Genomic DNA, 25446 nt, shown 5'->3' with positions numbered 1-25446 from the left:
CGGTGGCCAGGGTCCTGTCCGTGAAAACGACACGGGACAGGGTCGCCCCTGTCCCGTCTGCCGGTGTGCGCGGCCCCGTGGGCCGCTGCGGCGGGGGCCGCTTCAGTCGTCGCGGCTAGCGACGACCTTGCGGCCGCGATAGTAGCCGTCGGGGCTCACGTGATGACGCAGATGCGTCTCGCCGGTGGTCGACTCGATGGACAGCGCCGGGTTCTTCAGGCTGTCGTGGGAGCGGCGCATGCCGCGCTTGGAAGGGGTCTTGCGATTCTGTTGAACAGCCATGGTCTCGTCATTCCTCGTTGGATGTCGCGGTTTTCAAGCCGGCCAGCACGCTGAAGGGGTTGGCCTTCGCGCGGGCCGTGTCGTTCCGATCCGGTGTCGTTGCCGGTTCCACGTATTCCCGGGCCGGGCAGGCCTCGAGGGCGTGACGCGGAATCTGCGGCAGCGCCAGCAGGATTTCGTCTTCCAGCAGGTCGATCAGGTGCATGGGCACCGGATCGACGATGAGCGGCTCATGCACGCCGGCCCGGGATTCGTCCTCACCCGGATGCAGCAGGCCCAGGGACAGCGCCAGTTCCACCGGCCAGGCCATGGGCTCCAGACAGCGCTGGCACTGGATGGAGAGGGCCGCCCGAATCGTCCCTTGCAGAAAGCGGACGCCCATCTCGTCGATCCCGAACTCGAGCCGGACCCGGGCCTTGCCCGAATCGTCCTCGAGCAGCGCCGCCAGGCGTTTCATCTGGCGCAGGGGAACCTCCCCTTCCAGGATCCGGCGGGCTTCCGCCATCCGGAAGGGATCCACCTGTACGGGCAAACGCGCCTGCCAATTCGACATAAGCCGCGAATTCTACCGATTCTCCCCCGATGGTGTCAAAAAAATCCTTGAATTTCCGGCTGTTCCGTCACGCTTTCGACACGGGCAAGACTTGACATTGGTGGGGTTTCTCCCTACACCTGTGAGCAGTCGGCGTGCGCCGCCCCACAGGACCCGCGACATCCCCATGATCCGCAAGATTCTCATCGCCAACCGCGGCGAAATCGCCGTGCGCATTGTCCGCGCCTGCGCCGAGATGGGGATCCGCTCGGTGGCCGTGTTCGCCGAGGCCGACCGCTACAGCCTGCACGTGAAGAAGGCCGACGAGGCCTACAGCCTGGGGCCCGATACGGTCGCCGGCTATCTGAATGCGCACCGGCTGGTCAACCTGGCGGTGGCCACCGGCTGCGACGCGCTCCACCCCGGTTACGGTTTTCTTTCGGAAAATCCGGAACTTGCCGAGATCTGCGCGCGCCGCGGCATCCGCTTCATCGGCCCCGACGCCGAGGTGATCCGGATGATGGGCGACAAGACCCGGGCCCGGGACACCATGCGCGCCGCCGGCATCCCCGTCACGCCGGGTTCGACAGGCAACGTCGCCAGCCTGGAGGAGGCCCTGGCCATCGCCGCGGAAATCGGCTATCCGGTCATGCTCAAGGCCACCTCCGGCGGCGGGGGGCGCGGCATCCGCCGCTGTGATTCCGAGGCCGATCTGCGCCGGCACTACGATCGGGTGATCTCCGAGGCCGAGAAGGCCTTCGGCCGGGCCGAGGTGTTCCTGGAGAAGTTCATCGCCAATCCCCGTCACATCGAGGTGCAGATCCTGGCCGACCATCACGGCAACGTGATCCACCTCTTCGAGCGGGACTGCTCCATCCAGCGCCGTCACCAGAAGCTCATCGAGATCGCCCCCTCCCCCCAGCTCACGGACCAACAGCGGACGATCCTCGGCGATCTGGCCGTGCGCGCCGCCCGCGCCTGCGGCTACACCAATGCCGGCACCGTGGAATTCCTGATGGACGGCGGCGACAATTTCTATTTCATGGAGATGAACACCCGCCTGCAGGTGGAACATCCGGTCACCGAGGCCATCACCGGGATCGACATCGTCCAGGAACAGATCCGCATCGCTTCGGGGCTGAAGCTCGGTTACACCCAGGACCGGGTACAGAAGCGCGGCTTCGCCATGGAGTTCCGCATCAACGCCGAGGATCCCAAGAACGATTTCCTGCCCAGCTTCGGCCGCATCAGCCGCTATTTCGCTCCCGGCGGCCCCGGGGTGCGCACCGACGGCGCCATTTATACCGGCTACGAGATCCCGCCCTTCTACGACTCCATGTGCGCCAAGCTGATCGTCTGGGCCCTGACCTGGGACGGCCTTCTCGACCGCGCCAACCGCGCCCTGCGCGACATCGGCGTGTTCGGGGTCAAGACCACCATCCCCTATCACCTGGAGATCCTGCGCAACGCCGAATTCCAGGCCGGCCGCTTCGACACCGGCTTCGTCGAAGCCCACCCCGAACTGACCGCCTACTCCGTCCGCCGCTCCACCCGCGACATGGCCGCCGCCGTGGCCGCCGCCCTGGCGGCCAACATGGGGTTGTGAATCCGGAATGGAGTAATAAGGAACACGCAGAGTTCGGAGACACGGAGAACAGGAAGATGAACAAAAGGAAAACCACAAATCCATGCAACTTTCATCGTATCGGCTCAATGTCACCTGATGAAACTGCCAACATCGTGAAATCCGGCATCATGCAGGCCCATGCGATCATCCACTCCGTGACCTCCGTGTCTCCGTGCTCTCCGTGTTCTTTCCACCGAGCCTGAGCAAAATGCCCAAGATCAAGATCACCGACACCATCCTGCGCGATGCGCATCAGTCGCTCATCGCCACGCGGATGCGTACCGAGGACATGCTGCCCATCTGCGAGAAGCTGGATCGGGTGGGTTACTGGTCTCTGGAGGTCTGGGGGGGAGCGACCTTCGATGCCTGCGTGCGCTTTCTGAAGGAGGATCCCTGGGAGCGCTTGCGCAAGCTGCGCGAGGCCCTGCCCAACACCCGGCTGCAGATGCTGTTGCGCGGCCAGAACCTGCTCGGTTACCGCCATTATGCCGACGACGTGGTGCGCGCCTTCGTGGCCCGGGCCGCCGACAACGGCATGGACATCTTCCGCATCTTCGACGCCCTCAACGACGTGCGCAACCTGCAGACCGCCATCGAGGCGGTCAAGGCCGCCGGCAAGCACGCCCAGGGAACGATCTGCTACACCACCAGCCCCATCCATACCCTGGAGCGTTTCGTGGAACAGGGTCTGGCCATGCAGGGCATGGGTTGCGACAGCATCGCCATCAAGGACATGGCCGGGCTGCTCACGCCGCAGGTCACCGCCCGGCTGGTGCGTGCGCTGGTGGAAGCACTCGACGTGCCCGTGTTCCTGCATGCCCACGCCACCGCCGGGCTTTCCGCCATGTGTCATTACAAGGCCGTGGAGAATGGCGTGGCCGGCATCGACACGGCCATCTCGGCCTTCGCCGGTGGCACCTCCCACCCGCCCACAGAGTCCATGGTCGCCGCCTTCCGCGACACCGAATGGGACAGCGGACTGGATCTGCCCCTGTTGCAGGAAATCGGTTTCTACTTCCGCGAGGTGCGCAAAAAGTACCACCAGTTCGAGAGCGAATACACCGGCATCGACACCCGGGTCCAGGTCAACCAGGTGCCGGGGGGGATGATCTCCAACCTCTCGAACCAGTTGAAGGAACAGGGCGCCCTGGGGCGCATGAACGCGGTGCTGGAGGAGATCCCCCGGGTGCGCAAGGAGCTGGGCTATCCGCCGCTGGTCACGCCCACCTCGCAGATCGTCGGCACCCAGGCGGTGCTCAACGTGCTCACCGGCGAACGCTACAAGACCATCACCAACGAGGTGAAGCTCTATCTGCAGGGACGCTACGGCCAGCCCCCCGGCCCGGTGAGTCCCCAGGTGCGGCACATGGCCATCGGCAACGAAGACGTGATCGAATGCCGCCCCGCCGATCTGATCCCGGACGAGCTGGAGAAGCTGCGCAAGGAGATCGGTCCCCTCGCCCATTCGGAGGAAGACGTGCTGATCTATGCCATGTTCCCCGACATCGGCCGCGAATTCCTCGAACAGCGCGAGGCCGGCACCCTGGTGCCCGAACCGCTGGAGACGGCCGACACGCCCGGCAACGGCGGCCAGCGGGCCGCCACCGAATTCAACGTCACCATGCACGGCGAGACCTATCACATCAGGATCACCGGCAAGGGTTACGGCAGCGCCGAGAAGCGGCCCTACTACCTGAGCATCGACGGCGTGCCCGAAGAGGTGCTGATCGAACCGCTGGAAGAGATCGAACTCGGCGACGGTGGCGGCGATGAACGCCCCCGTCAGCCGGCCGCCGCCGGCGCCCGCCCCCGCGCCACCCGTCCCGGCGACGTCACCACCACCATGCCCGGCACCATCGTCGACATCCTGGTCAACGTCGGTGACGAAGTGCAGGCCGGCGACCCGGTGCTGATCACGGAAGCCATGAAGATGGAAACCGAAATCCAGGCCCCCATCGCCGGCGTGGTGACCGAGATCCACGTCAAAAAGGGCGAAAGCGTGACGCCGGACGAGGCGTTGATCGTGATCGACTGATTTTTCAATGTCTCAAGTTGTTGATCCACCCCGTAGGCCGGCTCAAGCGCAGCGGAGCCGGCATTTCGGCATGACATGTTTTTGCCGGCTCCGCTGCGCTTGAGCCGGCCTACCTCTGTCAACCCATGCGTTCCTTCCACCGTCGCCCCGTCATTTGCTTCCCGCGTTGCATGCCACGATAATCCCGCCCATGAACCTCGTGCTGGCCTCCACCTCCCCCTTCCGTCGCGCCGTGCTGGAGAAGCTCGGCATCCCCTTCGACGTGGTCTCTCCCGACGTGGACGAGACCCCACGCCCGGGCGAGACGCCCGCAGAACTGGTGGAGCGGCTGTCCATCGCCAAGGCACGGACCGTGGCGCGGGAACGGGAGTCGGGGCTGGTGATCGGCTCCGATCAGGTGGCCGTGATCGATAGCGAGATCCTGGGCAAGCCCGGCAGTCACGAACGGGCCGTCGCGCAGTTGCGGCAGGCTTCGGGCCGCCGCGTCACCTTCCTCACCGGGCTGGCCCTGGTGAATGCGGCAAGCGGCCAGGTGCAGTCGGAAGTGGTGCCCTTCCATGTCCACTTCCGGGAACTGTCGGAGACGATGATCGAGAATTACCTGAAGCGTGAACAGCCCTACAACTGTGCCGGCAGCTTCAAGTCCGAGGCCCTCGGTATCGTGCTCTTCGAACGCTTGGAAGGCGAGGATCCCAACACCCTGATCGGCCTGCCGCTGATCCGCCTGGTGCGCATGCTGGAAAAGGCGGGAATGCCCATCCTTTAGCAGGCTGTTGCGGGGAGCTGATGGCGGGTAGCCAGGAAAACCTGGTGATGTTGCCAGACACCAGCAACCGTATTTTCGCGGCTTGCGCCGCTCCCACAAGGGGTTGCCGGCGCGGGGATGCCAGGCGTCAGCGCAGTCGTGCGCTCTCCGCGCCGGTGATCCGGGCCAGGGTTTCGGCCATGGCCATGCCGAAGCGTTCGGCGAAGCGTTCCAGGTAGTCGGGGCGGGGCGTATAGTCGACGATCTTCTCCTCGCCGATGATCTCCCGGGCCACGTAGCTGGCGCTGCCGAGGCCGTCCACCAGCCCCAGTTTCTTCGCCTCCTCGCCGGTCCAGAACAGGCCGGAGAAGATCGTCGGATCGTCGGCCAGGCGTTCACCGCGGCCCGTCTTCACGGCGTCGATGAACTGCCGGTGAATGGCGGCGAGCATGGACTTGACGTGTGCCACCTCGTCGGGCTTCTCCGGCGAGAAGGGATCCAGCATGCCCTTGTGCTCGCCGGCCGTGTACAGCCGCCGCTCCACGCCCAGTTTCTTCATGGCATCGACGAAGCCGAAACCGTTCATCAGCACCCCGATGGAGCCGACGATGCTCGCCTTGTCGGCATAGATTTCGTCGGCGGCCGCCGCGATGTAATAGCCGCCGGAGGCGCACATGTCGGCGACCACGGCGTAGAGCCTGACGTCGGGATGCTTCTTCCGCAGGCGGCGGATTTCGTCGTAGACATAGCCGGCCTGCACCGGGCTGCCGCCGGGACTGTTGATGCGCAGGATCACGCCCACCGTGTTCTCGTCGTCGAAGGCGGCGCGCAGGCCGCTGACGATGTTGTCGGCACTGGCCTCGGCGTCGGCGGCGATCACCCCCTTCACCTCCACCAGCGCGGTGTGCTTGCCCACGGTCAGGGGCTTGCCGCCCTCGCGCGGCAGGTAGAGGGCGAAGAAGATCAGGAACAGGTAAGCCAGCAGCACCACCTTGAAGAAGATGTTCCAGCGCCGGGCACGACGCTGTTCGTTGAGGGCGGCGAAAGCCAGGCGGTTGACCACCTCGCGCTGCCAGTCGTCGTCATGGCGCGAAGGCTCCGGTGCGGTTTGGCCGGTCATGTGGGATTCCTTGCTGATTCGTATTGGATGAAATCAGGCGGAAGCATCGCCCGGTTGGCACGATTTTGCAATGCCGGTTCAGGCCGCCCGGCTCAGCCAGCCGTCCAGCCAGCGCCCCACTTCCGCCAGGGAATCGACGCAGTCCAGCGGCCGGCAGGCCAGCAGGCGTTCCCGATCGTGCACGCCGTAGGTGACCCCCAGCGCCGGCACGCCGGCGTTGCTGGCCATCTGCAGATCGTATTCGGTGTCGCCGATCATCAGGGCCTGGTCCGGCGCCATGCCCGTCACGTCGAGGATGTCGAGCAGCATGGCCGGATGGGGCTTGGAGAAGCTCTCGTCGGCGCAGCGGGTGGCGTGGAAGTATGGCGCCAGGCCGGTCTCGGCGAGCACCCGATCGAGCCCCTGACGGCCCTTGCCGGTGGCGATGGCCAGAAAATGGCCCTGCTCGTGAAGCCGCCGGATCAGTGCCTCGGCGCCCTCGAACAGGACGCTGGGGGTGTCGTCCAGCTCGAGAAAGTGGCGCCGGTAGTGGTGCACCAGCGCATCCCACTCCGCTTCGGCGGCCTCCGGATACAGGGCCATCAGCGCCTCGCGCAGGCCCAGGCCGATGATGTTGCGCAGTGCCGCTTCGTCCCGGGGCGGGAGGCCCGTTTCACGGATCGCCGCACGCAGGCAGGCGACGATGCGGGCCTGGGAGTCCATCAGGGTGCCGTCCCAGTCGAAGACGAGGAGGCGGGTCGGTTCAGAAGTCATGTGCCAGTGCCAGTCGGTCGAGCAGAGTGATCAGTTCGTCGTCCAGCGGAGCGCGGACCGCGAGCGGCTTCTCGCCCGGCAGCGGAATGCGCAGGGAATGGGCATGCAGGAACAGCCGCTGCAAGCCCTGCTCCCGCATCTGCCGGTTGAATCCGGCATCGCCGTATTTCTCGTCGCCGGCGAGCGGATGGCCGATATGGGCCGCGTGCACCCGGATCTGGTGGGTGCGCCCCGTCTCGAGTCGGACTTCGACCAGCGAGGCAAGTTCCCCCACGGCCAGCGGCCGGAAGACGCTGCGGGAAGGCTTGCCGGCGGGATCGACCCGCACGATCCGTTCGCCGGAGCGCAGCACGTTCTTGCGCAAGGGCGCATCCACGGTACGGGTTCCCCCTTCCCAGCGCCCCTGCACCAGCGCCAGATAGCGCTTGTCGATGCGATTCTGCCGCAGCAGGTCGTGCAGGATCCGCAGGGTGGATCGCCGCTTGGCGATGATCAGGCAGCCGGAGGTCTCCCGATCCAGCCGGTGGACCAGTTCCAGGTAGCGGGCCTCCGGGCGCAGGGCCCGCAGGCCCTCGATGACCCCGTAGCGCAGCCCGCTGCCGCCGTGCACGGCCAGGCCGCTGGGCTTGTTCAGGATCAGCAGGTGCGGATCCTCGTGGAGAACGGCCGCGGCGAGCGTCTCCAGCACCGCGTTGGCCGGCCGCGCCGGCGCCGGCCGGGCATCGAGCCGCACCGGCGGGATCCGCACCACGTCCCCGGCACGCAGGCGATAGTCGGGGCGGATGCGCCCCTTGTTGACGCGCACCTCGCCCCGGCGAAGGATGCGATAGATGAGGTTGCGCGGCGCGCCCTTGAGCCGCCCCAGCAGGTAGTTGTCCACCCGCTGGCCGGCCAAATCCGGGCCGATCTCGACAAGTTGAACCCTGTTCGTGCCCTGTTTGCTGTCGTTTTCCTGCATTTATCCATTCTATCAGGTTCCCGCGCATTTGCTGAGGGAACAAATCATTGATATAGTGTTCAAATTCCGGTAATCCGGAAGCTGCGCGGAAAACCGGCATCACGGCGCGCAGCCGGTGCAAACCGAAATCATTTGCGATCCGTCACCGACGCGACACTTTCGCGGTGACCCGAAACGACACCTACTGCCCGCCACATTTTCACGAATGCTGCGGTCAGTAACCTGGATGAACAACCGCGCTCCCATTGTCTGAGTTGATTCCGGATTGTGGTGGGCAGGCCCGGGCATGATCGGGCGCAGGCACATTCGCGCACACCGCCCCCTTCGGCGGCAAGGTCATGCGAGCACAGATACCGGTCTGGCAGATCCCACTGGTCGATTCATGACCGTGGTCGAGCGCCAACACGCAAGGTTTTGTCATGAAAAGAATGCTGTTCAACGCCACGCAGCCGGAAGAGCTGCGTGTGGCGCTCGTCGACGGTCAGAAACTCTATGATCTCGACATCGAAACCGCTCAGCGGGAAAGCAAGAAATCCAACATCTACAAGGGCAAAATCACCCGCATCGAGCCCAGCCTGGAAGCCGCCTTCGTCGACTACGGCGCCGAACGTCACGGCTTCCTCCCCCTGAAGGAAATCTCCCGCACCTACTTCCGCCCCGACGCCGACACCTCCGGCCGGGTCAACATCAAGGACGTGCTGCGCGAGGGTCAGGAAGTGGTCGTGCAGGTGGCCAAGGAGGAGCGCGGCAACAAGGGCGCGGCCCTGACCACCTTCATCAGCCTGGCCGGCCGCTACCTGGTGCTGATGCCCAACAATCCCCGCGCCGGGGGGGTCTCCCGGCGCATCGAGGGCGAGGAACGGGCCGAGGCCAGGGAAGCCCTCAACCAGCTCCAGATCCCCTCCGACATGGGGGTCATCATCCGTACCGCCGGTGTGGGCAAGAGCGTCGAGGAGCTGCAGTGGGACCTCGACTACCTGCTGAACCTGTGGCGCTCCATCGAGGAAGCCGCCAAGGAGCGTCCCGCGCCCTTCCTCATCTATCAGGAAAGCAACCTGATCACCCGCACCATCCGCGACTACCTGCGCAACGACATCAGCGAGATCCTGATCGACGAGCCCTCCGTCTACGAGCAGGCGAAGGAGTTCATGGCCCAGGTGATGCCCCACAACCTGAACAAGATCAAGCTCTATCAGGATCCGGTGCCGCTGTTCACCCGCTACCAGATCGAGTCGCAGATCGAATCGGCCTTCCAGCGCGAGGTGCGCCTGCCCTCCGGCGGCGCCCTGGTCATCGACCACACCGAGGCCCTGGTCTCCATCGACATCAACTCGGCCCGCGCCACCAAGGGCGGCGACATCGAGGAAACCGCGCTCAACACCAACCTCGAGGCGGCCGACGAAATCGCCCGCCAGCTGCGCCTGCGCGACCTGGGCGGCCTGATCGTCATCGACTTCATCGACATGACCCCGGCCCGCAACCAGCGCGAGGTGGAAAACCGCCTGCGCGAGGCCCTGAAGATGGACCGCGCCCGGGTCCAGATCGGCCGGATCTCCCGCTTCGGCCTGCTGGAGATGTCCCGTCAGCGGCTGCGCCCCTCGCTGGGCGAGTCCAGCCAGATGGTCTGCCCCCGCTGCAGCGGCCAGGGCACCATCCGCGGCGTGGAATCCATCGCCCTGTCGATCCTGCGGGTGATCGAGGAAGAGGCGATGAAGGAGAAGACCGCCAAGGTCATCGCCCAGGTGCCGGTGGACGTGGCCACCTTCCTGCTCAACGAGAAGCGCCGGATCCTCTCCGACATCGAAAAGCGCCAGAAGGTGCAGATCCTGCTGGTGCCCAACACCCACCTCGACACCCCCCACTACGACGTGGAGCGGATCCGCGAGGGCGAGGACGGCGAGGTCAGCAAGCATCCGAGTTACGAACTGGCCACCCACAATCCCGAAGAGGAAGCCGAAGCGGCCCAGGGCGCCGTCAGCGAGCAGAAGCCGGTCGAGGAGCCTGCCGTCAAGTCGGTGGCCCCGGCCACGCCCCGGCCGGCGCCCAGCACGCCGGCCAAAGCGAAAACCGAGGAAGCGGCTCCCGCCGCCGGGAAACCGGGGCTGTTCGTGCGCCTGTGGCGGGCCCTGTTCGGCAAGGGCAGCGAGCCGGAACCGGCCCGGAAAACGGCCGGATCGGGCAACAAGAGCCGCAGCAACGGGCGCCGTGGCAAGGGCGCCCAGCAGGGCCAGCGCGGCGGCCGCGGCGGTCAGCAGGGCCGGGGACGCGGTGGTCAGCAGGGCGGCCGCAACCGCGGTGGCTCGGCCCAGGGCGGCGGACGCCAGGCCGCCCAGGAGAAGGAAACCCGGCCGGCGCGCAGCAAGCCGGAAGCGGCCGCCGCCAGCGGTGGCGAAAAGCCGGCTGCGCAACAACGGCAGGCGGGTGGCCGCCGTGGCGGCGGCCAGGGGGCCGGTTCCCGCCGTAACGAAAGCGTGCAGGCCCGCCAGCAGGGACGGCAGATGGCGCAGCGGGCCAACGAGGAAGCCCAGGCCGCCCGCCAGGCCCGTCGCAGCGGCGGCAACGGCGGTGCCGAAACCGCGGCGCCCGAGGCGGCCAGCGTGACCGGCGAGCAGCCCGACACCACCACTTCGGCCCCCGTTTCGACCCAGGGACAGACACAGGGCGCCAGCACCGGCTCCGGCAGCCGCCGCGGCCGCCGCGGTGGTCGCCGCCGCCGCAAGTCGCAAGGCGACAGCGCCGCCACGGCGGATGCCCCGAACGAGTCCCGGGCGGCCACGGCGGAACGCGAGGCCCCGGCAACCGCGCCCGCCACCGAAAACGCACCGGCAGCAGCGACCAGCGACACCGCCCAGCCAGCGGCCAGCGAATCCCGGCCCGAGGCGCAGCCCGAACCCAGGAGCGAGAGCAGACAGAACTCCGCCGCTGACGCCGCGCCGGCAAGGACTGCCAGCGAACCTGCGGCACAAAGTGCGGCGAACGTGCCGGAAAACGCCGTGCCGAAGGCCGTCGAACCCGCCCCCGCCGAGCCGGACAAGGCCGCCAGGTCGGCCGACAACGCCGCGCCCCCTGCGGCCAAAAGCCGGCCGGCGGACACCGCCGCTCAGGACAAGCCGGCCGCCGCGCCTTCCGCGAACGAGGCGAAACCGTCCGGCGCCGGCCAAACGGCTCCTGCCCCGGCCGCCAAACGCGAAGAGCCGAAACTCCAGCAGGTGTTCACCAAGCCCGAATACCTGAAACCGGCCGAGGAAAATGCGGAAAAACCGGCCCGGGCCGCTGACGAGAGCGGCAGTCACTAACAGGCGGTTGAAAAAGCCCATCCTGGGCTTTTTCAACCCGGCAGCGGTCAACCCGCAAGAAAACGGGGAGCCAAGGCTCCCCGTTTTCTTGCGTGGGCAGGAACGCTGCCGCTTATCCCGATTCGTCAGCGGGATTCGAGGTGCTGGCGTATCTCCGCCAGCAACCCCTCGGCCGCCGCCTCCACGAGATCGAACACCTGATCGAAGCCCCCCTGCCCGCCGTAATAGGGATCCGGCACCTCCCGCACCTTCATCTCCGGCGCAAACTCCATGAACAGGCGGATCCGCTCCCGATGCGCCTCCTCGGCCATGTCGTGCAGGATGGCCAGGTTGTCCCGATCCATGGCCAGCACGAAATCGAACAGGCCGAGATCCTCATGGGTCACCCGCCGGGCCCGCAGCGCATCCAGCTCGATGCCGCGGCGCGAGGCCGTCTCCCGGGCCCGCGGATCGGGCGGTTCGCCCACGTGGTAGGCATGGGTGCCCGCCGAGTCAACATGCACCCGTTCGGCCAGGCCCGCCTCCTCCACCCGCCGCCGGAACACCCCCTCGGCCATGGGCGAACGGCAGATGTTGCCCATGCAGACGAAGAGCACGGAAATCTTGTCGGTTTTCATCGAACGGACACCTTTTCGGGTTACACGGATACGGGCGCACATTATGCCTTCGGCCTATTGCCGGAGCCAGCGAATGTTGGCACACTCCAAGCGGTTTTTCCGCACAGGACCACCTGAGAAGGACAAGGACCGATGATCCGCAAATGCCTCTTTCCCGTTGCCGGTTACGGCACCCGCTTCCTCCCGGCCACCAAGTCGATGCCCAAGGAAATGATGCCGGTGGTCAACAAGCCCCTGGTGCAATACGGCGTCGAGGAGGCCTTTCAGGCCGGCATGACCGACATGGCCTTCGTCACCGGGCGCGGCAAGCGGGCGATCCCCGATCACTTCGACATCAGCTACGAGCTGGAGGCGCAGATCGCCGGCACCGACAAGGAAGATCGCCTCACCGACATCCGTCACCTGATCCAGAACTGCACCTTCACCTATACCCGCCAGAAACAGATGCTGGGCCTCGGGCACGCCATCCTGACCGGGGAGACCCTGATCGGCGATCAGCCCTTCGGCGTGGTGCTGGCCGACGACCTCTGCATCACCGACGGCGACGGCGTGCTGGCCCAGATGGTCCAGCTCTACAAGCAGTTCCGCTGCACCATCGTGGCCATCGAGGAAGTGCCCGCCGGCGAGACCGACAAGTACGGCATCATCAAGGGCGAGGAAGTGCGCGACGACATCTACCGGGTCGAGACCATGGTGGAGAAGCCGGCGCCCGGCGAGGCGCCCAGCAACCTGGCCATCATCGGCCGCTATATTCTCACTCCGGACATCTTCGATCTGCTGCGCGAGACCCCGGTCGGCAAGGGCGGTGAAATCCAGCTCACCGATGCCCTCATGGCCCAGGCCCAGCGCGGCTGCGTGATGGCCTACCGCTTCAAGGGCCGCCGCTTCGACTGCGGCAGCGTGGACGGCTTCGTCCAGGCCACCAACTACTGCTACGAGCATCTCTACCGCAAGTCCCGCGCCCCGGCCGAGGTGGCCAGCCTGGTGAAGAAGGGCTGAAACGTCGCAAAATTGTGCTGACACAAACGGCTCCGGTGTGGGGCGTGTGTAGGCCGGCTCAAGCGCAGCGGAGCCGGCAAAAAGTGTCATCCCGAGATGGCGGCTCCGCTGCGCTTGAGCCGCCCTACGGCCTGCAAATAACGCAGAGGGCGCAGAGACGCAGAGAACGCCGAGAAAGGCGAAGACGAGCAAGATTGCTTGCCATCAACAGAATCACCTGAATCCGACAGAACAGACTTACCAGCCCTCTGTGATCTCTGCGTCTCTGCGCACTCTGCGTTACTTCCACCTCCCTTCGCCGACTGCCCGATCGCGCAATTTCCATACCGGCATTTCATGACAGCCGGGCCTTGCAATGCCCCGGATTTGCCCCCATTCTGGAATCATTCGATCCAGCAACCCGCCTATCGCCCCATGAACAACCACCAACGCCAGATCATCGACGGTGATCCCCACGTGGTCGCCACCCGCTACTGGCACAAGCTGGAGGACGGCCGCATCCAGTGCGATCTGTGCCCCAGGGAATGCAAGCTCCATGAAGGCCAGCGGGGCCTGTGTTTCGTGCGGGAGAACCGCCACGACCAGATCGTGCTGAACTCCTACGGCCGCTCCAGCGGCTTTGCCATCGATCCCATCGAGAAGAAGCCCCTCAATCACTTCCTGCCAGGCACCCCCGTGCTCTCCTTCGGCACCGCCGGCTGCAACCTGGCCTGCAAGTATTGCCAGAACTGGGACATCAGCAAGTCCCGCGAGGTGGATACCCTGGCGGACGAGGCCTTTCCCGAGACCATCGCCCGGGCTGCCGCGGAAACGGGCTGCCGCAGCGTGGCCTATACCTACAACGACCCGGTCATCTTCCACGAGTATGCCATCGATACGGCCGATGCCTGTCACGAGAAGGACATCAAGTCGGTGGCCGTCACGGCCGGTTACGTCAGCCCCGAACCGCGCAAGGAGTTCTATGCCCACATGGATGCCGCCAACGTGGATCTGAAGGGCTTCACCGAGAAGTTCTACTACAAGCTCACCGGCGGCCATCTGCAACCGGTACTCGACACGCTGGTCTATCTCAAGCACGAAACCGATGTGTGGTTCGAGATCACCACCCTGCTGATTCCGGGCTGGAACGATTCGGACGAGGAAATCGACGCCATGACGAAATGGGTGGTGAAGGAACTCGGGCCCGACGTGCCCCATCACTTCACCGCCTTCCATCCCGACTACAAGATGCTGGACGTGCCGCCGACGCCGATGGAAACCCTGATCAAGGCCCGCAAGATCGCCATGGACAACGGCATCCGCTACGCCTACACCGGCAACGTCCATGACGAGGAAGGCCAGAGCACCTGGTGCCACCAGTGCGGCCAGAAGCTGATCGGCCGCGACTGGTACGTGCTCTCCACCTGGAACCTGGATGCGCAGGGCCGCTGCAACCAATGCGGCACGCCCTGTGCCGGGGTGTTCGAGGCCAGGCCCGGCGACTGGGGCGCCAAGCGCATTCCGATACGCTTGCGGGATTTCGCGGCATGAGGTCAAATGGCCGGGTAACGACCCGACCATCCGCCCCATGAGCGAAATCATCATCACCCTCGAACAGCTGCGCAGCCTCATCGGCCTGCGCATGATCCACCAGGGCCAGCGCTGCCAGGTGATCGAAGTGCTCGAAGACGGCCCTTCCCTCGTGTTGCAGGGCATCGACGAGACCCCCACCATCCAGCCAAACCAGCACGGCGAGGCCACCCGCCGCTCGCCGGTCACCTACACCATTCCGGTGCTCAACGAGGATCGCACGGAGCTGTCCAGCGAGTTTCTGGCGCTGGATCTGATCGAGTGAGTCAGATGCAGGTCGCGGCGAGGGCGCCGCGCCTACAGCGATGATTCCGGGCGGCTACCTGTAGGCGCGGCGCGAGCCGCGATTCACGTCCCCTCCCCCAACAGGATCCGTTCCACCCGGGCCAGATCGTCCGGCGTGTCCACTCCCGGGCCGGGGATCGCCTCCGCCACGGGCACCACGATGCGCCCGCCGTGCCACAGCACACGCAACTGCTCCAGCGATTCGGCCCGCTCCAGCGGCGCCGGGGCGGCGGTCACGTAGTCGCGCAGGTAGCCGGCGCGGTAGGCGTACAGGCCGATGTGACGCAGGAAGGGCGTGTCGGCGGGCAGGGTGTCGGGATCGCCGGCGAATTCGTCCCGGTGCCAGGGGATCGGCGCGCGGCTGAAATAGAGGGCATGGTCGGCCGCATCGCGCACCACCTTGACCACGTGGGGATCGAACAGCTCGGCCGGATGGTGGACGGGGGTGCAGAGGGTGGCCACGTCGGCCTCCGGATGGGCGGCCAGGGCTTCGGCCACCTGGCGGATGCAGGCCGGCGGCATCAGGGGTTCGTCGCCCTGCAGGTTGACCACGATGGTGTCGTCGGCCCAGCCTTCGGCGGCGACCACTTCCGCCAGGCGATCGGTGCCGGAGCGATGGGTGTCGGCGGTCATGCGCACGTCGGCGCCGAAATCCCGGGCCGCCTGCGCGATGCGCGCATCGTCGGTGGCCACGATCACCGTCTGCGCGCCGCTGCGGCGCGCGCAGTCGTGCACATGGGCGATCATGGGCCGGCCGGCCAGCGGCAGGAGCGGCTTCCCCGGCAGCCGGCTGGCGGCGTACCGGGCCGGAATGACGACCCGGAAGGCCACGCTCAGCTGACCTCGTCGGCTTCGAGCTGGCGCGCCTCGTCCTCGAGCATCACCGGGATGTCGTCACGGATGGGGAAGGCCAGGCGGTCGGTCTTGCAGATCAGTTCCTGTTTTTCCTGATCGTAGATCAGGGGCCCCTTGCAGACAGGGCAGGCGAGGATATCAAGCAGGTTTTTGTCCATGTCGGGCCTCGATCCGGTTGATGAAATGCTGGGCGAAGCCAGCGGGCAGTTGCGCCTCGATGGGCAGATACCACAGATTGGCGCGGGCGAACCGCTGGCACTTTACCGCATCCTTCTCGGTCATCACCACCGGCCGGTCGTCGCCGAAATGGAGATCGGCCGCCGTGTAGGGATGATGATCGGCGAAGGGATGGCGCGTCACCTGCAGCCCGGCCCGCTCCAGGGTTTCGAAGAAGCGCGCCGGATGGCCGATGCCGGCCACCGCGTGCACCGGTCGTCCTTGCCAGTCCGACAGCGGCACGCGGCGAGTCGGATCGGCCAGGTTGACCAGATCGCCGATACGATAGCGCATGGGCAGCTCGCCCGAATGGGCCGAAGTGCCATTGCAGATCAGGAAATCCACTGTCTCGCGCCGCCGTACCGGTTCGCGCAGGGGGCCGGCCGGCAGGCACAGGCCGTTGCCGAAACGGCGCTCGCCATCGATCACCAGGATTTCCAGATCCCGGCGCAGGGCGTAGTGCTGCAGGCCATCGTCACAGAGCAGGATGTCGCAGTCGTTGTGGCGCAGCAGCGCCTCGCCAGCCTCGGCCCGCTCCGGCCCCACGGCCATGGGGCAGCCGGTCTGGCGGGCGATCAGGATCGGCTCGTCTCCCACCATCACCGGATCGCTGTCGGGGCGCACCTGCTGGGGCCAGCGGCGGGCCCGCCCGCCATAGCCCCGGCTGACGATGCCGGGCCGGTAGCCGTGTTCGCGCAGAATGCGGGCGATGGCGATCACCAGCGGCGTCTTGCCCGTGCCGCCCACCGTGAGGTTGCCGACCACGATCACCGGCACGGGCAGGCGGCGGGAAGGCAGGATCCGCAGGCGGTAGAGCAGGCGACGCAGGTTGACCAGCCCGCAGAACAGCCACGAGAGAGGCCGCAGGGCCTGGCTGAGCCCGTTGCGGGAATACCAGATCTGGGGCAGCCGATCGGCGATCACGGCACCGCCTCGCTGAACTGGTGACGGTAGAGGGCGGCGTAGTGCCCTCCCCGGGCCAGCAGCTCGTCATGCCGCCCGCTTTCGACAATGCGGCCCTGGCTGAGGACCACGATGCGATCCGCCCGCTCGATGGTGGACAGGCGGTGGGCGATGACCAGGGTGGTGCGGTTCTGCATCAGCTCCTCGAGCGCCGCCTGGATGTGACGTTCCGATTCGGTGTCCAGCGCCGAGGTGGCCTCGTCGAGGATCAGGATCGGCGCATCCTTGAGGATGGCCCGCGCGATGGCCAGGCGCTGGCGCTGGCCGCCCGAGAGCAACACGCCGTTCTCCCCCACCAGGGTGTCGAAGCCCTCGGGCAGCTTCTCGATGAATTCCAGAGCGTGGGCGGCCTTCGCCGCGCGCACCAGATCGTCCCGGCTGGCGGTGTCCAGGGCGCCGTAGGCGATGTTGTGGGCGATGGTGTCGTTGAACAGGGTCACGTGCTGGCTGACCAGCGCCATGTGGCTGCGCAGGTTGGCCAGGCGCAGTTCGCGGATGTCGTGGCCGTCGAGGCGGATGCAGCCGGTGTCCGCCTCATAGAAGCGCGGCAGGAGGTTGACCAGGGTGGTCTTGCCGGCCCCGGAGCGGCCCACGAAGGCCACCGTCTCGCCGGGGGCGATGTCGAGATCGATGTCCTGCAGGACCGGTTCGGCATCGGGATGATAGCGGAAGGAGACGCCTTCGTAACGGATGGCGCCCTGCGCCCGCGGCAGGGCCAGCGTGCCCGTGTCCCGTTCCGGCGCCTGATCGAGAAACTCGAACACGCTCTGGGCAGCGGCGATGCCCCGTTGCAGGTTGACGTTGACCGAGGTCAGGCGCTTGGCGTGTTGCATTAGCAGGAGCATGGCCGTGAGATAGGAACCGAACTCGCCCACCTGCAGATCCAGCTCGAAGGCCGAATAGATCATGAGGGCGAAGGCCACCGCCACGATGAACTGGATCACCGGCGAGCTGAGGGCATTGGTGACGGCCAGCTTGAGGAACTGGCGGCGGTTGCGCTGGTTGATGTCGGCGAAGCGGCGGGCCTCGTAGTCCTGTCCGCCGAACACCCGGATCTCCCGGTGGGCGCCGATGATCTCCTCCGAGACGCTGGACAGATCGCCCATGGATTCCTGGATGCGGCGGCTGAGCTTGCGAAAACGCTTGCTGACGAACATCACCAGCCACACCAGCAGCGGCGCGGCGGCGAGCAGGATCAGGGTCAGCTCCACGCTGTAGTACAGCAACAGGCCCAGCAGGGCCAGGATGGTGAGGCTGTCGCGGATGATGATGGTAATCACGGTGGAGGTGGCGAAGGCCAGCTGCTCCACGTCGTAGAGCAGCTTCGACAGCAGGTTGCCGGACGAGGTAGTGTCGTAGAAGCGCACCGGCAGGCGCATGAGCTGGGCGAACATCTCCCGGCGTAGATCCCGGATCACGCTGCGGGCCACGTAGTTCATCCCGTAGTCGGAGAGGAAGTTGCTGACGATGCGCAGGGCAAAGATGGCGATGATGAGGGTCGGGATCCAGGTGAGGGCCTTGGGATCGCGGGCCACGAAGCCGTCGTCCAGCAGCGGCTGGATGATGCGGGCGAAGGCCGCCTCGGTGCCGGAAAAGAGGATCATGCCCAGCACCGCCAGCAGGAACATGGCGATGTAGGGGCGCACGTAGCGCAGCAGGCGACGGTAGATGGCCACCCCGTCGGCTTGGGCGTCCGCGCGGCTCATGCCATCAGTCCTGGGCAGACTGCCGGGTGGCGAAGGTCAGGTGGGTGAGCCCGAGCTGGCGGGCGGCATCCATGGCGCGGATCACGTATTCGTGGGGCGTCTTGCGATCGGCGCTGATGATCAGCTGCGGCCTGTCATGCCCTTCCACCGTGTCGGACAGGGCCCGCTTGAGGGTGGCCAGCTTCTCGTCGCGCACCCGCCGGTTGTTGATGAAATAGTGGCCCTGGGCGTCGATGCTGATTTCCACCTTGAACTGCCTGGTCTCGGTGACCTTGCCGCTGGCTTCCGGCAGCTCGATGTTCAGTTCCGCCTGCTTGTCGAAGGTGGTGGAGACCATGAAGAAGATCAGCAGCAGGAACACCACGTCGATCAGTGGCGTGAGGTTGACCTCCGGCTCCTCGTCCCGGCGGTTGTCTTGCAGGCGCATGACTCAGGGCTCCCGGGCTTCCCGCTCGCCGTGCATCACGTCCAGCATCTTCAGGGCCTCTTCTTCCATCTTGAGCACCAGGCCGTTCACCTTGCCACGGAAATAACGGTAGAAAATCAGGCTGGGAATCGCCACCGACAGGCCGGCGGCGGTGGTGATCAGGGCCTCGGAGATTCCGCCGGCCAGCACGCCGGGGTTGCCCACCCCGTGGGCGGTGATGGCGGCGAAGACCTTGATCATGCCGATCACGGTGCCGAGCAGGCCCAGCAGGGGCGTCACCGCGGCCACGGTGCCCAGGGTATTGAGATAGCGATCCAGTTCGTGCACCACCTGGCGGCCCACGTCCTCGATGGCTTCCTTCATGATCTCCCGCGGATGGTGGCGGTTGACCAGGCCGGCCGCCAGGATCCGGCCCAGGGGGGAGTTCTTCGCCAGCGCCTGGATGTGCTCGTCATCGAGACTGCCGGACTTGTGCCACTGCCAGACCTGGGCCACCAGGTTGGGCGGCGTGATGCGTTTCGTCTGCAGGGACCAGAAGCGTTCGCCGACGATGGCCAGGGCGATGACCGAACACAACAGGATGGGCAGCATGAGCCAGCCGCCCGCTTGAACCATCTCGAACACGATGTGAGGTTTCCTTGGGGTTGAAGATGAGGACGGGGTGTTTCGCAGTGCGGCAACTTTAGCAGACTGGACAGGCCGAGGACAAACGACCGGTTCAGGGTCCGGGATCATGCCAGTAATGGCGCGCGGCGCGGCGGTAGCAGCGCATCTGCAGGGGCTCGCCGCCAAGCCGCAGGGCACCGGCGCCGCAGGCCGCGCTGGCCAGCATGCGGACGCGCCGTTGCGCATAGCGTGCCCGCACGCGGGGATCGGGAAAACCGTAACGGTTGCGATAGCCGACCGGAAACAGCACCCAGCGGGGCCGCACGGCCTCCAGAAAGGCCGGGCTGGAGGAACTGCGGCTGCCGTGGTGTGGCGCCACCAGCACGTCCGCCCGCAGGGCCGTGCCCAGGCGCCGCACCAGACGTCGCTCGGCGGGCCGTTCGATGTCGCCGGTCAGCAGCAGCACCCGGCCGGCGGCGGCCACCCGCAGCACGCAGGAGGCATCGTTGCCCCGGCCTTCACCTGCCTGCGGGTGCAACAGGTCGAAACGCACCCCGTCCCATTCCCAGCCCTCCCCCGCCCGGCAGGGCCGCGAGCGGCGCCCGCCGATGGTGAGCCTGCGGCTGGCCAGAAAGTCGGCCACCGGCAGTGCACGGAGGATGGCCGCGGCGCCACCACGGTGATCGCTGTCGCCATGGCTGATCAGCAGCCGATCAATCTTGCCGATGCCCGCCGCCCGCAGAAAGGGCACCACCACCGCACTGCCCGCCTCGAAGTCCGGCCCGAAGCGGGGCCCGGTGTCGTAGATCAGCACGTGCCCGCGAGTGCGGACCACCGCCGCCAGTCCCTGTCCCACGTCGAGCAGGGTGAAGTCGGCCTGCCCGGGAGGCGGCCCCGAGGACGGCGGAAACAGCAGCGGCAGCAGGAGCAGCGCGCCGGCGAACCGCCCGGGCATGCCCCTCGGCATGAGCAACAGCAGCATGCCCGCCAGGGCCAGGACGGTGGCCAAGCCCGAGACCGTCGCCCCGCCCCACTGGGCGTATGGCCAGCCGGCCAGGATGCCGAGGCCGCTCAGGATCCCCTGCATGAGCCAGGTGCCGGCCGCCAGCAGAAACTCGCCGCCCACCGGCCAGATCAATCCCGGCAGGCTGCCGAGCAGTGCCAGGGGCACCACCAGCAGCCCCACCAGGGGCACCGCCAGCAGGTTGGCCAGGGGCGAAATCAGCGATGCCTGGCCGAAGAGCAGCAGCAACAGGGGCAGCAGGCCCAGAGAGATCCACCACTGGACCCGCAACGCCTGGCCGAGCCGTCCGGCGGCCCGCAGGCGGCCCTGCAGACCATAGAAAATCAGCCCCACCGCCGCGAAGGAGAGCCAGAGGCCGGGATCCAGGACGGCCAGCGGATCGAACGCCAGCACCAGCAACAGGGCCAGGCCCAGGGTTTGGCCGCTGGCCACCCGGCGATAGCGCCACAGGGCCAGCAGGCCCACGGCGGCCATGATCAGGGCCCGCTGTGTGGGCACCGAGAAGCCGGCCAGGGCCGCGTAGCCGGTGGCCAGGAACAGGGCGGTCAGCACCCCGAAACGGGGTGCCGGAAGCCACAGCAGGCCCCGGCCGGAGAACCGCCACAGCCACCGTCCCAGCCAGAAACCGAGACCCGCCAGCAGGCCGATGTGCAGGCCGGAGATGGCCATCAGATGATTGGTGCCGGTGGCGCGCAGCACCGCCCATTCCTGCTCGCCGATGTCGCTGCGATCGCCCACCACCAGGGCCTGCAACAGGCCGGCGGCCGGCGTGTCGGGCAGCCATGCCTCGAGACGCTGGCGCAAGCCGTGACGCAGACGGTTCACGACGTCTCCCCGGGCCGTCGCCAGGCGCCGGTTGCCGGGATCGGCGCGCACGTAGCCGGTGGCCCGGATCCCGTGGCGGAACAGCCAGCGTTCGTAGTCGAAACCGCCGGGATTGCGGAAGCCGTGGGGCCGCTTCAGGCGAACCCGCAGCCGCCAGGTCTCCCCGGGGACGAGATCCGGAAAGCGGCCATACCAGCTCAGCCGCACCCGGGAGACCATCGCCACCGGCTGCCCTGTCGCCGCCAGGCGGGCCGAATCCACGGCCAGCTCGAAACGGACCCGGCGGGGGGTGCGAGCCGGCAGGGAGGCGATCCGCCCTTCGAGCCACAGATCCACCCCTTCCGCCCGGGGAGGCAGGTTCTCGTCGAGCAGCAGATGGGCCTGGAACAGTGCCCAGAGGAAACCGGCCGGCAGCCACAGCAGGCCGGCAGGCAGGGGTCGGGGAAAGGGGCGCGCCAGCAGGGGCAGCAGCGGCAGCGCGGTCACCAGCCACAACGGCGGCAGAGCGGCGAAGCCCTGCAGAAGCAGGCATCCGGCGGCGAACGCCAGGCTGCGCGACAGCCAGCCGTTCACTGTCGATTCCCTGACAAATGGGCGATAATGGCGCGTCGAAGGCCGGTTTCCATTCCAACCTCAATGTCCCGCAAATTCTTCAGACGCTATATGCCGGATCACGAGAAGATCCGCAACCACCGCCTGCTCAACCGGCTCTTCGGCAAGCTGCTGCACGATCCCAACCTGCTGCACCTCAACCGCCGCTCCGTCTCCGGGGCGATGGCGGTGGGACTGTTCTGCGCCTTCATTCCCCTGCCCACCCAGATGCTGGTGGCCGCGGCCGCGGCCATCGTGTTCCGGGTCAACCTGCCCATTGCCGTGGGTCTGGTCTGGATCACCAATCCGATCACCATCCCGCCCATGTTCTACTTCTGTTACAAGGTGGGCACGTGGATCCTCGGCGCGCCGCTGCACCCGGTGAACTTCTCCCTGAGCTGGGAGTGGATGGAACACGAACTGCGCCTGATCTGGCAGCCCCTGCTGCTGGGCTGCTTCATCGTCGGCAGCATCTCGGCGGCCGGCGGCTACGGCCTGACCCGCCTGTTCTGGCGGCTGCACGTGATTTCCCACTTGCGGGAACGGCGCCGGAAACGGCTCGAACGGGAAGCGGCGAAACTTCAGGCAAACCCTGAAGACCACCTGAAGTAGTTACGACAAGTTATTGATATCCTTTACTTCCTCGAGAACGCCGTCGGTCATCTTCAGCACCCGATCCATGCGCGCGGCGATGCGCGGATCGTGGGTCACCACCACGAAGCTGGTGGCATGGCGGCGATTCAGTTCCAGCATCAGATCATGCACCTGGGCCGCCGTATGGCTGTCGAGGTTGCCGGTCGGCTCGTCGGCCAGCACGCAGGCGGGCCGGGTGACCAGGGCCCGGGCCACCGCGGCGCGCTGGCGCTCGCCGCCCGAGAGTTCCCCCGGCTTGTGACCAAGGCGGTGGCCGATCCCCACCTGCTCGAGCACCTCCCGGGCCCGCCCCTCGGCACGGGCCACCGGCTCGCCGCGGATCAGCAGCGGCATGGCCACGTTCTCCAGGGCGGTGAACTCCGGCAACAGATGGTGGAACTGGTAGACGAAGCCCAGCATGCGGTTGCGCAACCGCCCCCGGCCTGCCTCGTCCAGGGCCGACATGGACTGATCGCCGATGGTGACCTCGCCGGCGGTAGGCACGTCCAGTCCGCCGAGCAGGTGCAGGAGGGTGCTCTTGCCGGAGCCGGAGGCGCCGACGATGGCCACCTGCTCCCCGGCGGCCACGGCCAGATCGATGCCACGCAACACTTCCACCGGCTCGGGCCCCTGAAGGAAGGTCTTGGTCAGCCCCTGGCAGCGGAGGATGATCGCCGGCTCACTCATAGCGCAGGGCCTCCGCGGGCTGCACGCGGCTGGCGCGCCAGGCCGGATAGAGGGTCGAGACCAGGCCCAGCACGAAGGCCACGCCGACGATGGTCCACACGTCGTCCCAGTGCAGATCCGAGGGCAGTTCGCTGATGTAGTAGATGCCGGGATCGAGGATGTGGAAGCCGAACAGCCGCTCGACGAAGGGCACCACCGTATCCAGATTGAGCGCCAGGCTCACGCCGCCGACGATCCCCAGCAGGGTGCCGATGAAGCCGATCAGCGTGCCCTGAACCATGAAGATCCCCATGATGCTGCGCGGGCTGGCGCCCAGGGTGCGCAGGATGGCGATATCGCTCTGCTTGTCGGTGACCAGCATCACCAGGGTGGAGACGATGTTGAAGGCGGCCACCGCCACGATCAGCAGCAGCAGGAGGAAGATCATGCGCTTTTCGATCTTCACCGCGCGGAACCAGTTGGCGTGATAGGAACTCCAGTCCCGCACCCAGTAGTCCATCAGGCCGCCCTGCTGCAGCTCGTAGCGCACCTGCGGGGCCCGGAAGAGATCCTTCAGCCGGGCCCGCACCCCGGTCACGGCCTCACCGAGGCGGAACAGGCGCTGGGCATCGGCCAGATGAATCAGGGCCAGCGAGCTGTCGTATTCGAACATGCCCACGTAGAAGATCCCGGCCACCGTGAACTGCTTGAGGCGTGGCATCACGCCGGCCGGCGTGACGTTGGCGCTGGGCGTGACCAGGGTCACCTTGTCGCCCACCTCCACGCGCAGGATGCGCGCCAGATCCCGGCCGAGCACGATGCGGAAACGGCCCGGCTGAAGCCCATCCAGCGTGCCCGCCACCATCTTGCGGCCCACGTTGGAGACCGCCGGCTCCAGCGCCGGATCGATGCCCCGGATCAGGGTGCCCTGGACCTTGCGACCGTGGATCAGCATCCCCTGCGCCTCCACGTAGGGCGCGGTGCCGAGCACCTGGGGATTCTCCCGCAACTGCATGACCACGTCGGACCAGTCGCGCAGGCGGCCCTCGAAACCGGTCACGGTCAGATGGGAAACCATGTCGAGGATGCGCCCGCGCACTTCCTTCTCGAAGCCGTTCATGACCGACATCACGGTAATGAGCGCAGTCACGCCCAGGGCGATGCCGAGCATCGAGGTCAGGGAGATGAAGGAGATGAAATGGTTGCGGCGCTTGGCGCGGGTATAGCGCAGGCCGATGGCGATTTCCAGGGGACGGAACATGGGGCGGCATTAAACCACAAAAAACCGCCCGCCGTTACCGCTCAGCCCTCGATCTCCACCGGCAGGCGGGTGTCGAGTTCGATGGCCTGCGGCGACACCGAGGCCCGCCAGGCGAGGATCTCCACACCCGCCCGCCGGGCTTCGGCCAGGGTCCGGGCATAGAGCGGATCGATGTCGGCGGCCGGGCGCACGAGGCGCGCATCGGCCCGCTGCACGCAGAACAGCAGCACCGCCCGGTCGCCACCGCGCACGATGTGGGCGAGTTCCCGCAGATGCTTGCTGCCGCGGGCGCTCACCGCATCGGGAAAGGCCGCCTCGCCCTCGCCCCGCACCAGGGTCACGCTCTTGATCTCCACGTAGCAGTCGGCGCGCCCCCGTTCCTGCAGCAGCAGATCGATGCGGCTGCCCTCCTCGCCGTAACGGACTTCCTGGCGGATCCGGGCATAGCCACGCAGTTCCGGGATCACGCCCCCTTCGATGGCCTCGCGCACCAGGCGGTTGGCCAGATGGGTATTGACGCCCACCAGGGCGCCGCCAGGCGTCGTGGACAGCTCCCAGGCCAGGGGATACTTGCGGGCGGGATTGCCCGTGTCGCGCAGCCAGATCCGGCTGCCGGGCTCGGCGCAACCGGTCATGGCGCCGGTGTTGGGGGTGTGCACCGTCAGCTCCCGCCCGTCGTCCAGACGCACGTCGGCCAGGAAGCGCTTGTAGCGCCGGATCAGGGTGGCCGGAATCAGGGGAGAGGGAAAACGCACGGGTTCAGCGCCGGTTCAGCCGACCGCTGGTGGAATGGAGACATGATCTGAGGTTTTGCCTGCAAGTCATTGATAGAGTATATTCCTTTGAAAAACCACC

At 66.8% G+C, this 25446-nt stretch carries 24 protein-coding genes; 8 read left to right on the top strand and 16 right to left on the bottom strand.

The genetic code is table 11. The features are described from left to right. Positions 1–102: 102 nt before the first annotated feature. Both rpmF and ACZ5BH_RS12815 read right to left on the bottom strand, forming a co-directional pair. Complete coding sequence (gene rpmF / locus ACZ5BH_RS12820; RefSeq protein WP_464889654.1) at positions 103–282, bottom strand: 50S ribosomal protein L32; 180 nt, start codon at positions 280–282, stop codon at positions 103–105. A 7-nt stretch (positions 283–289) separates the two neighbouring features. Then, complete coding sequence (locus ACZ5BH_RS12815; RefSeq protein WP_464889653.1) at positions 290–787, bottom strand: YceD family protein; 498 nt, start codon at positions 785–787, stop codon at positions 290–292. A 214-nt stretch (positions 788–1001) separates the two neighbouring features. On the opposite strand from ACZ5BH_RS12815, the gene ACZ5BH_RS12810 reads away from it, so the two are divergent. The 3 genes from ACZ5BH_RS12810 (at position 1002) to ACZ5BH_RS12800 (ending at position 5242) form a co-directional block, all read left to right on the top strand. Continuing rightward, positions 1002–2420, top strand: a complete 1419-nt coding sequence (locus ACZ5BH_RS12810) for an acetyl-CoA carboxylase biotin carboxylase subunit (RefSeq protein WP_464889652.1) — start codon at positions 1002–1004, stop codon at positions 2418–2420. A 229-nt stretch (positions 2421–2649) separates the two neighbouring features. Continuing rightward, positions 2650–4476, top strand: coding sequence for a sodium-extruding oxaloacetate decarboxylase subunit alpha (oadA, locus tag ACZ5BH_RS12805; protein WP_464889651.1), 1827 nt, complete (start codon positions 2650–2652; stop codon positions 4474–4476). Positions 4477–4666: 190 nt separating this feature from the next. Beyond that, on the top strand, positions 4667–5242 hold the full coding sequence (locus ACZ5BH_RS12800) for a Maf family protein (RefSeq protein WP_464889650.1): 576 nt from the start codon (positions 4667–4669) through the stop codon (positions 5240–5242). A gap of 127 nt (positions 5243–5369) precedes the next feature. Here ACZ5BH_RS12800 and ACZ5BH_RS12795 read toward each other — a convergent pair whose 3' ends face one another. The 3 genes from ACZ5BH_RS12795 to rluC all read right to left on the bottom strand — a co-directional run bounded on the left by ACZ5BH_RS12795 (position 5370) and on the right by rluC (position 8052). After that, complete coding sequence (locus ACZ5BH_RS12795) at positions 5370–6341, bottom strand: S49 family peptidase (RefSeq protein ID WP_464889649.1); 972 nt, start codon at positions 6339–6341, stop codon at positions 5370–5372. 78 nt (positions 6342–6419) lie between these two features. Continuing rightward, the gene (locus ACZ5BH_RS12790) at positions 6420–7094 is read right to left on the bottom strand and encodes an HAD family hydrolase (protein WP_464889648.1); all 675 of its coding nucleotides are present in this window, start codon (positions 7092–7094) and stop codon (positions 6420–6422) included. Then, positions 7084–8052 (bottom strand): 23S rRNA pseudouridine(955/2504/2580) synthase RluC, encoded by a 969-nt coding sequence (rluC, locus tag ACZ5BH_RS12785; protein WP_464889647.1) that lies wholly within the window; start codon positions 8050–8052, stop codon positions 7084–7086. Before rluC ends, ACZ5BH_RS12790 begins: the two co-directional genes overlap by 11 nt. Positions 8053–8471: 419 nt before the next feature. Here rluC and rne point away from each other — a divergent pair, with 419 nt between their 5' ends. Further along, positions 8472–11348 carry a ribonuclease E gene (rne, locus tag ACZ5BH_RS12780; RefSeq protein ID WP_464889646.1) on the top strand — a complete coding sequence of 959 codons (2877 nt, stop codon included), beginning with the start codon at positions 8472–8474 and terminating at the stop codon, positions 11346–11348. 125 nt (positions 11349–11473) lie between these two features. Here the strand turns inward: rne and ACZ5BH_RS12775 are convergent, their stop codons facing one another. Next, complete coding sequence (locus tag ACZ5BH_RS12775; protein ID WP_464889645.1) at positions 11474–11965, bottom strand: low molecular weight protein-tyrosine-phosphatase; 492 nt, start codon at positions 11963–11965, stop codon at positions 11474–11476. Positions 11966–12097: 132 nt separating this feature from the next. Here ACZ5BH_RS12775 and galU point away from each other — a divergent pair, with 132 nt between their 5' ends. The 3 genes from galU (at position 12098) to ACZ5BH_RS12760 (ending at position 14798) form a co-directional block, all read left to right on the top strand. After that, positions 12098–12964, top strand: coding sequence for a UTP--glucose-1-phosphate uridylyltransferase GalU (gene galU, locus ACZ5BH_RS12770; protein ID WP_464889644.1), 867 nt, complete (start codon positions 12098–12100; stop codon positions 12962–12964). A gap of 414 nt (positions 12965–13378) precedes the next feature. After that, positions 13379–14494, top strand: coding sequence for an AmmeMemoRadiSam system radical SAM enzyme (amrS, locus tag ACZ5BH_RS12765; protein ID WP_464889643.1), 1116 nt, complete (start codon positions 13379–13381; stop codon positions 14492–14494). A gap of 37 nt (positions 14495–14531) precedes the next feature. Then, positions 14532–14798 carry a hypothetical protein gene (locus ACZ5BH_RS12760; protein ID WP_464889642.1) on the top strand — a complete coding sequence of 89 codons (267 nt, stop codon included), beginning with the start codon at positions 14532–14534 and terminating at the stop codon, positions 14796–14798. Positions 14799–14881: 83 nt separating this feature from the next. Here the strand turns inward: ACZ5BH_RS12760 and kdsB are convergent, their stop codons facing one another. The 7 genes from kdsB to ACZ5BH_RS12725 all read right to left on the bottom strand — a co-directional run bounded on the left by kdsB (position 14882) and on the right by ACZ5BH_RS12725 (position 22013). Then, on the bottom strand, positions 14882–15649 hold the full coding sequence (kdsB, locus tag ACZ5BH_RS12755; protein WP_464889641.1) for a 3-deoxy-manno-octulosonate cytidylyltransferase: 768 nt from the start codon (positions 15647–15649) through the stop codon (positions 14882–14884). A 2-nt stretch (positions 15650–15651) separates the two neighbouring features. After that, on the bottom strand, positions 15652–15831 hold the full coding sequence (locus tag ACZ5BH_RS12750) for a Trm112 family protein (protein ID WP_464889640.1): 180 nt from the start codon (positions 15829–15831) through the stop codon (positions 15652–15654). Continuing rightward, entirely contained in the window at positions 15812–16810 is a 999-nt protein-coding gene (gene lpxK / locus ACZ5BH_RS12745) for a tetraacyldisaccharide 4'-kinase (RefSeq protein ID WP_464891221.1), read from the bottom strand. The genes ACZ5BH_RS12750 and lpxK overlap by 20 nt, the downstream gene beginning before the upstream one ends. Then, positions 16810–18558, bottom strand: a complete 1749-nt coding sequence (gene msbA, locus ACZ5BH_RS12740; RefSeq protein ID WP_464889639.1) for a lipid A export permease/ATP-binding protein MsbA — start codon at positions 18556–18558, stop codon at positions 16810–16812. The genes lpxK and msbA overlap by 1 nt, the downstream gene beginning before the upstream one ends. Positions 18559–18562: 4 nt before the next feature. Beyond that, the gene (locus ACZ5BH_RS12735; protein ID WP_464889638.1) at positions 18563–18985 is read right to left on the bottom strand and encodes an ExbD/TolR family protein; all 423 of its coding nucleotides are present in this window, start codon (positions 18983–18985) and stop codon (positions 18563–18565) included. A 3-nt stretch (positions 18986–18988) separates the two neighbouring features. Then, a complete protein-coding gene (locus ACZ5BH_RS12730) occupies positions 18989–19609 on the bottom strand; it encodes a MotA/TolQ/ExbB proton channel family protein (RefSeq protein WP_464889637.1) in 621 nt (206 codons plus the stop codon). 94 nt (positions 19610–19703) lie between these two features. Next, positions 19704–22013, bottom strand: a complete 2310-nt coding sequence (locus tag ACZ5BH_RS12725; RefSeq protein ID WP_464889636.1) for a DNA internalization-related competence protein ComEC/Rec2 — start codon at positions 22011–22013, stop codon at positions 19704–19706. Between the two features lie 63 nt (positions 22014–22076). Here ACZ5BH_RS12725 and ACZ5BH_RS12720 point away from each other — a divergent pair, with 63 nt between their 5' ends. Then, positions 22077–22643 carry a DUF2062 domain-containing protein gene (locus tag ACZ5BH_RS12720; protein WP_464889635.1) on the top strand — a complete coding sequence of 189 codons (567 nt, stop codon included), beginning with the start codon at positions 22077–22079 and terminating at the stop codon, positions 22641–22643. Here ACZ5BH_RS12720 and lolD read toward each other — a convergent pair whose 3' ends face one another. From lolD to sfsA, 3 genes are read right to left on the bottom strand one after another with little or no spacing between them, the layout of a single operon-like run. Then, positions 22644–23351, bottom strand: a complete 708-nt coding sequence (lolD, locus tag ACZ5BH_RS12715; RefSeq protein ID WP_464889634.1) for a lipoprotein-releasing ABC transporter ATP-binding protein LolD — start codon at positions 23349–23351, stop codon at positions 22644–22646. Continuing rightward, on the bottom strand, positions 23344–24591 hold the full coding sequence (locus ACZ5BH_RS12710) for a lipoprotein-releasing ABC transporter permease subunit (RefSeq protein ID WP_464889633.1): 1248 nt from the start codon (positions 24589–24591) through the stop codon (positions 23344–23346). Before ACZ5BH_RS12710 ends, lolD begins: the two co-directional genes overlap by 8 nt. Before the next feature lie 41 nt (positions 24592–24632). Next, positions 24633–25346: a DNA/RNA nuclease SfsA gene (gene sfsA, locus ACZ5BH_RS12705; RefSeq protein WP_464889632.1), complete on the bottom strand. Its 714-nt coding sequence runs from the start codon at positions 25344–25346 to the stop codon at positions 24633–24635. Between the last annotated feature and the right edge of the window lie 100 nt (positions 25347–25446).

The sequence above is a fragment of the Thioprofundum lithotrophicum genome (genome assembly GCF_055387065.1).
Note: the sequence above shows the minus strand (reverse complement) of the source record. Positions and strands in the feature narration are given on the sequence as shown.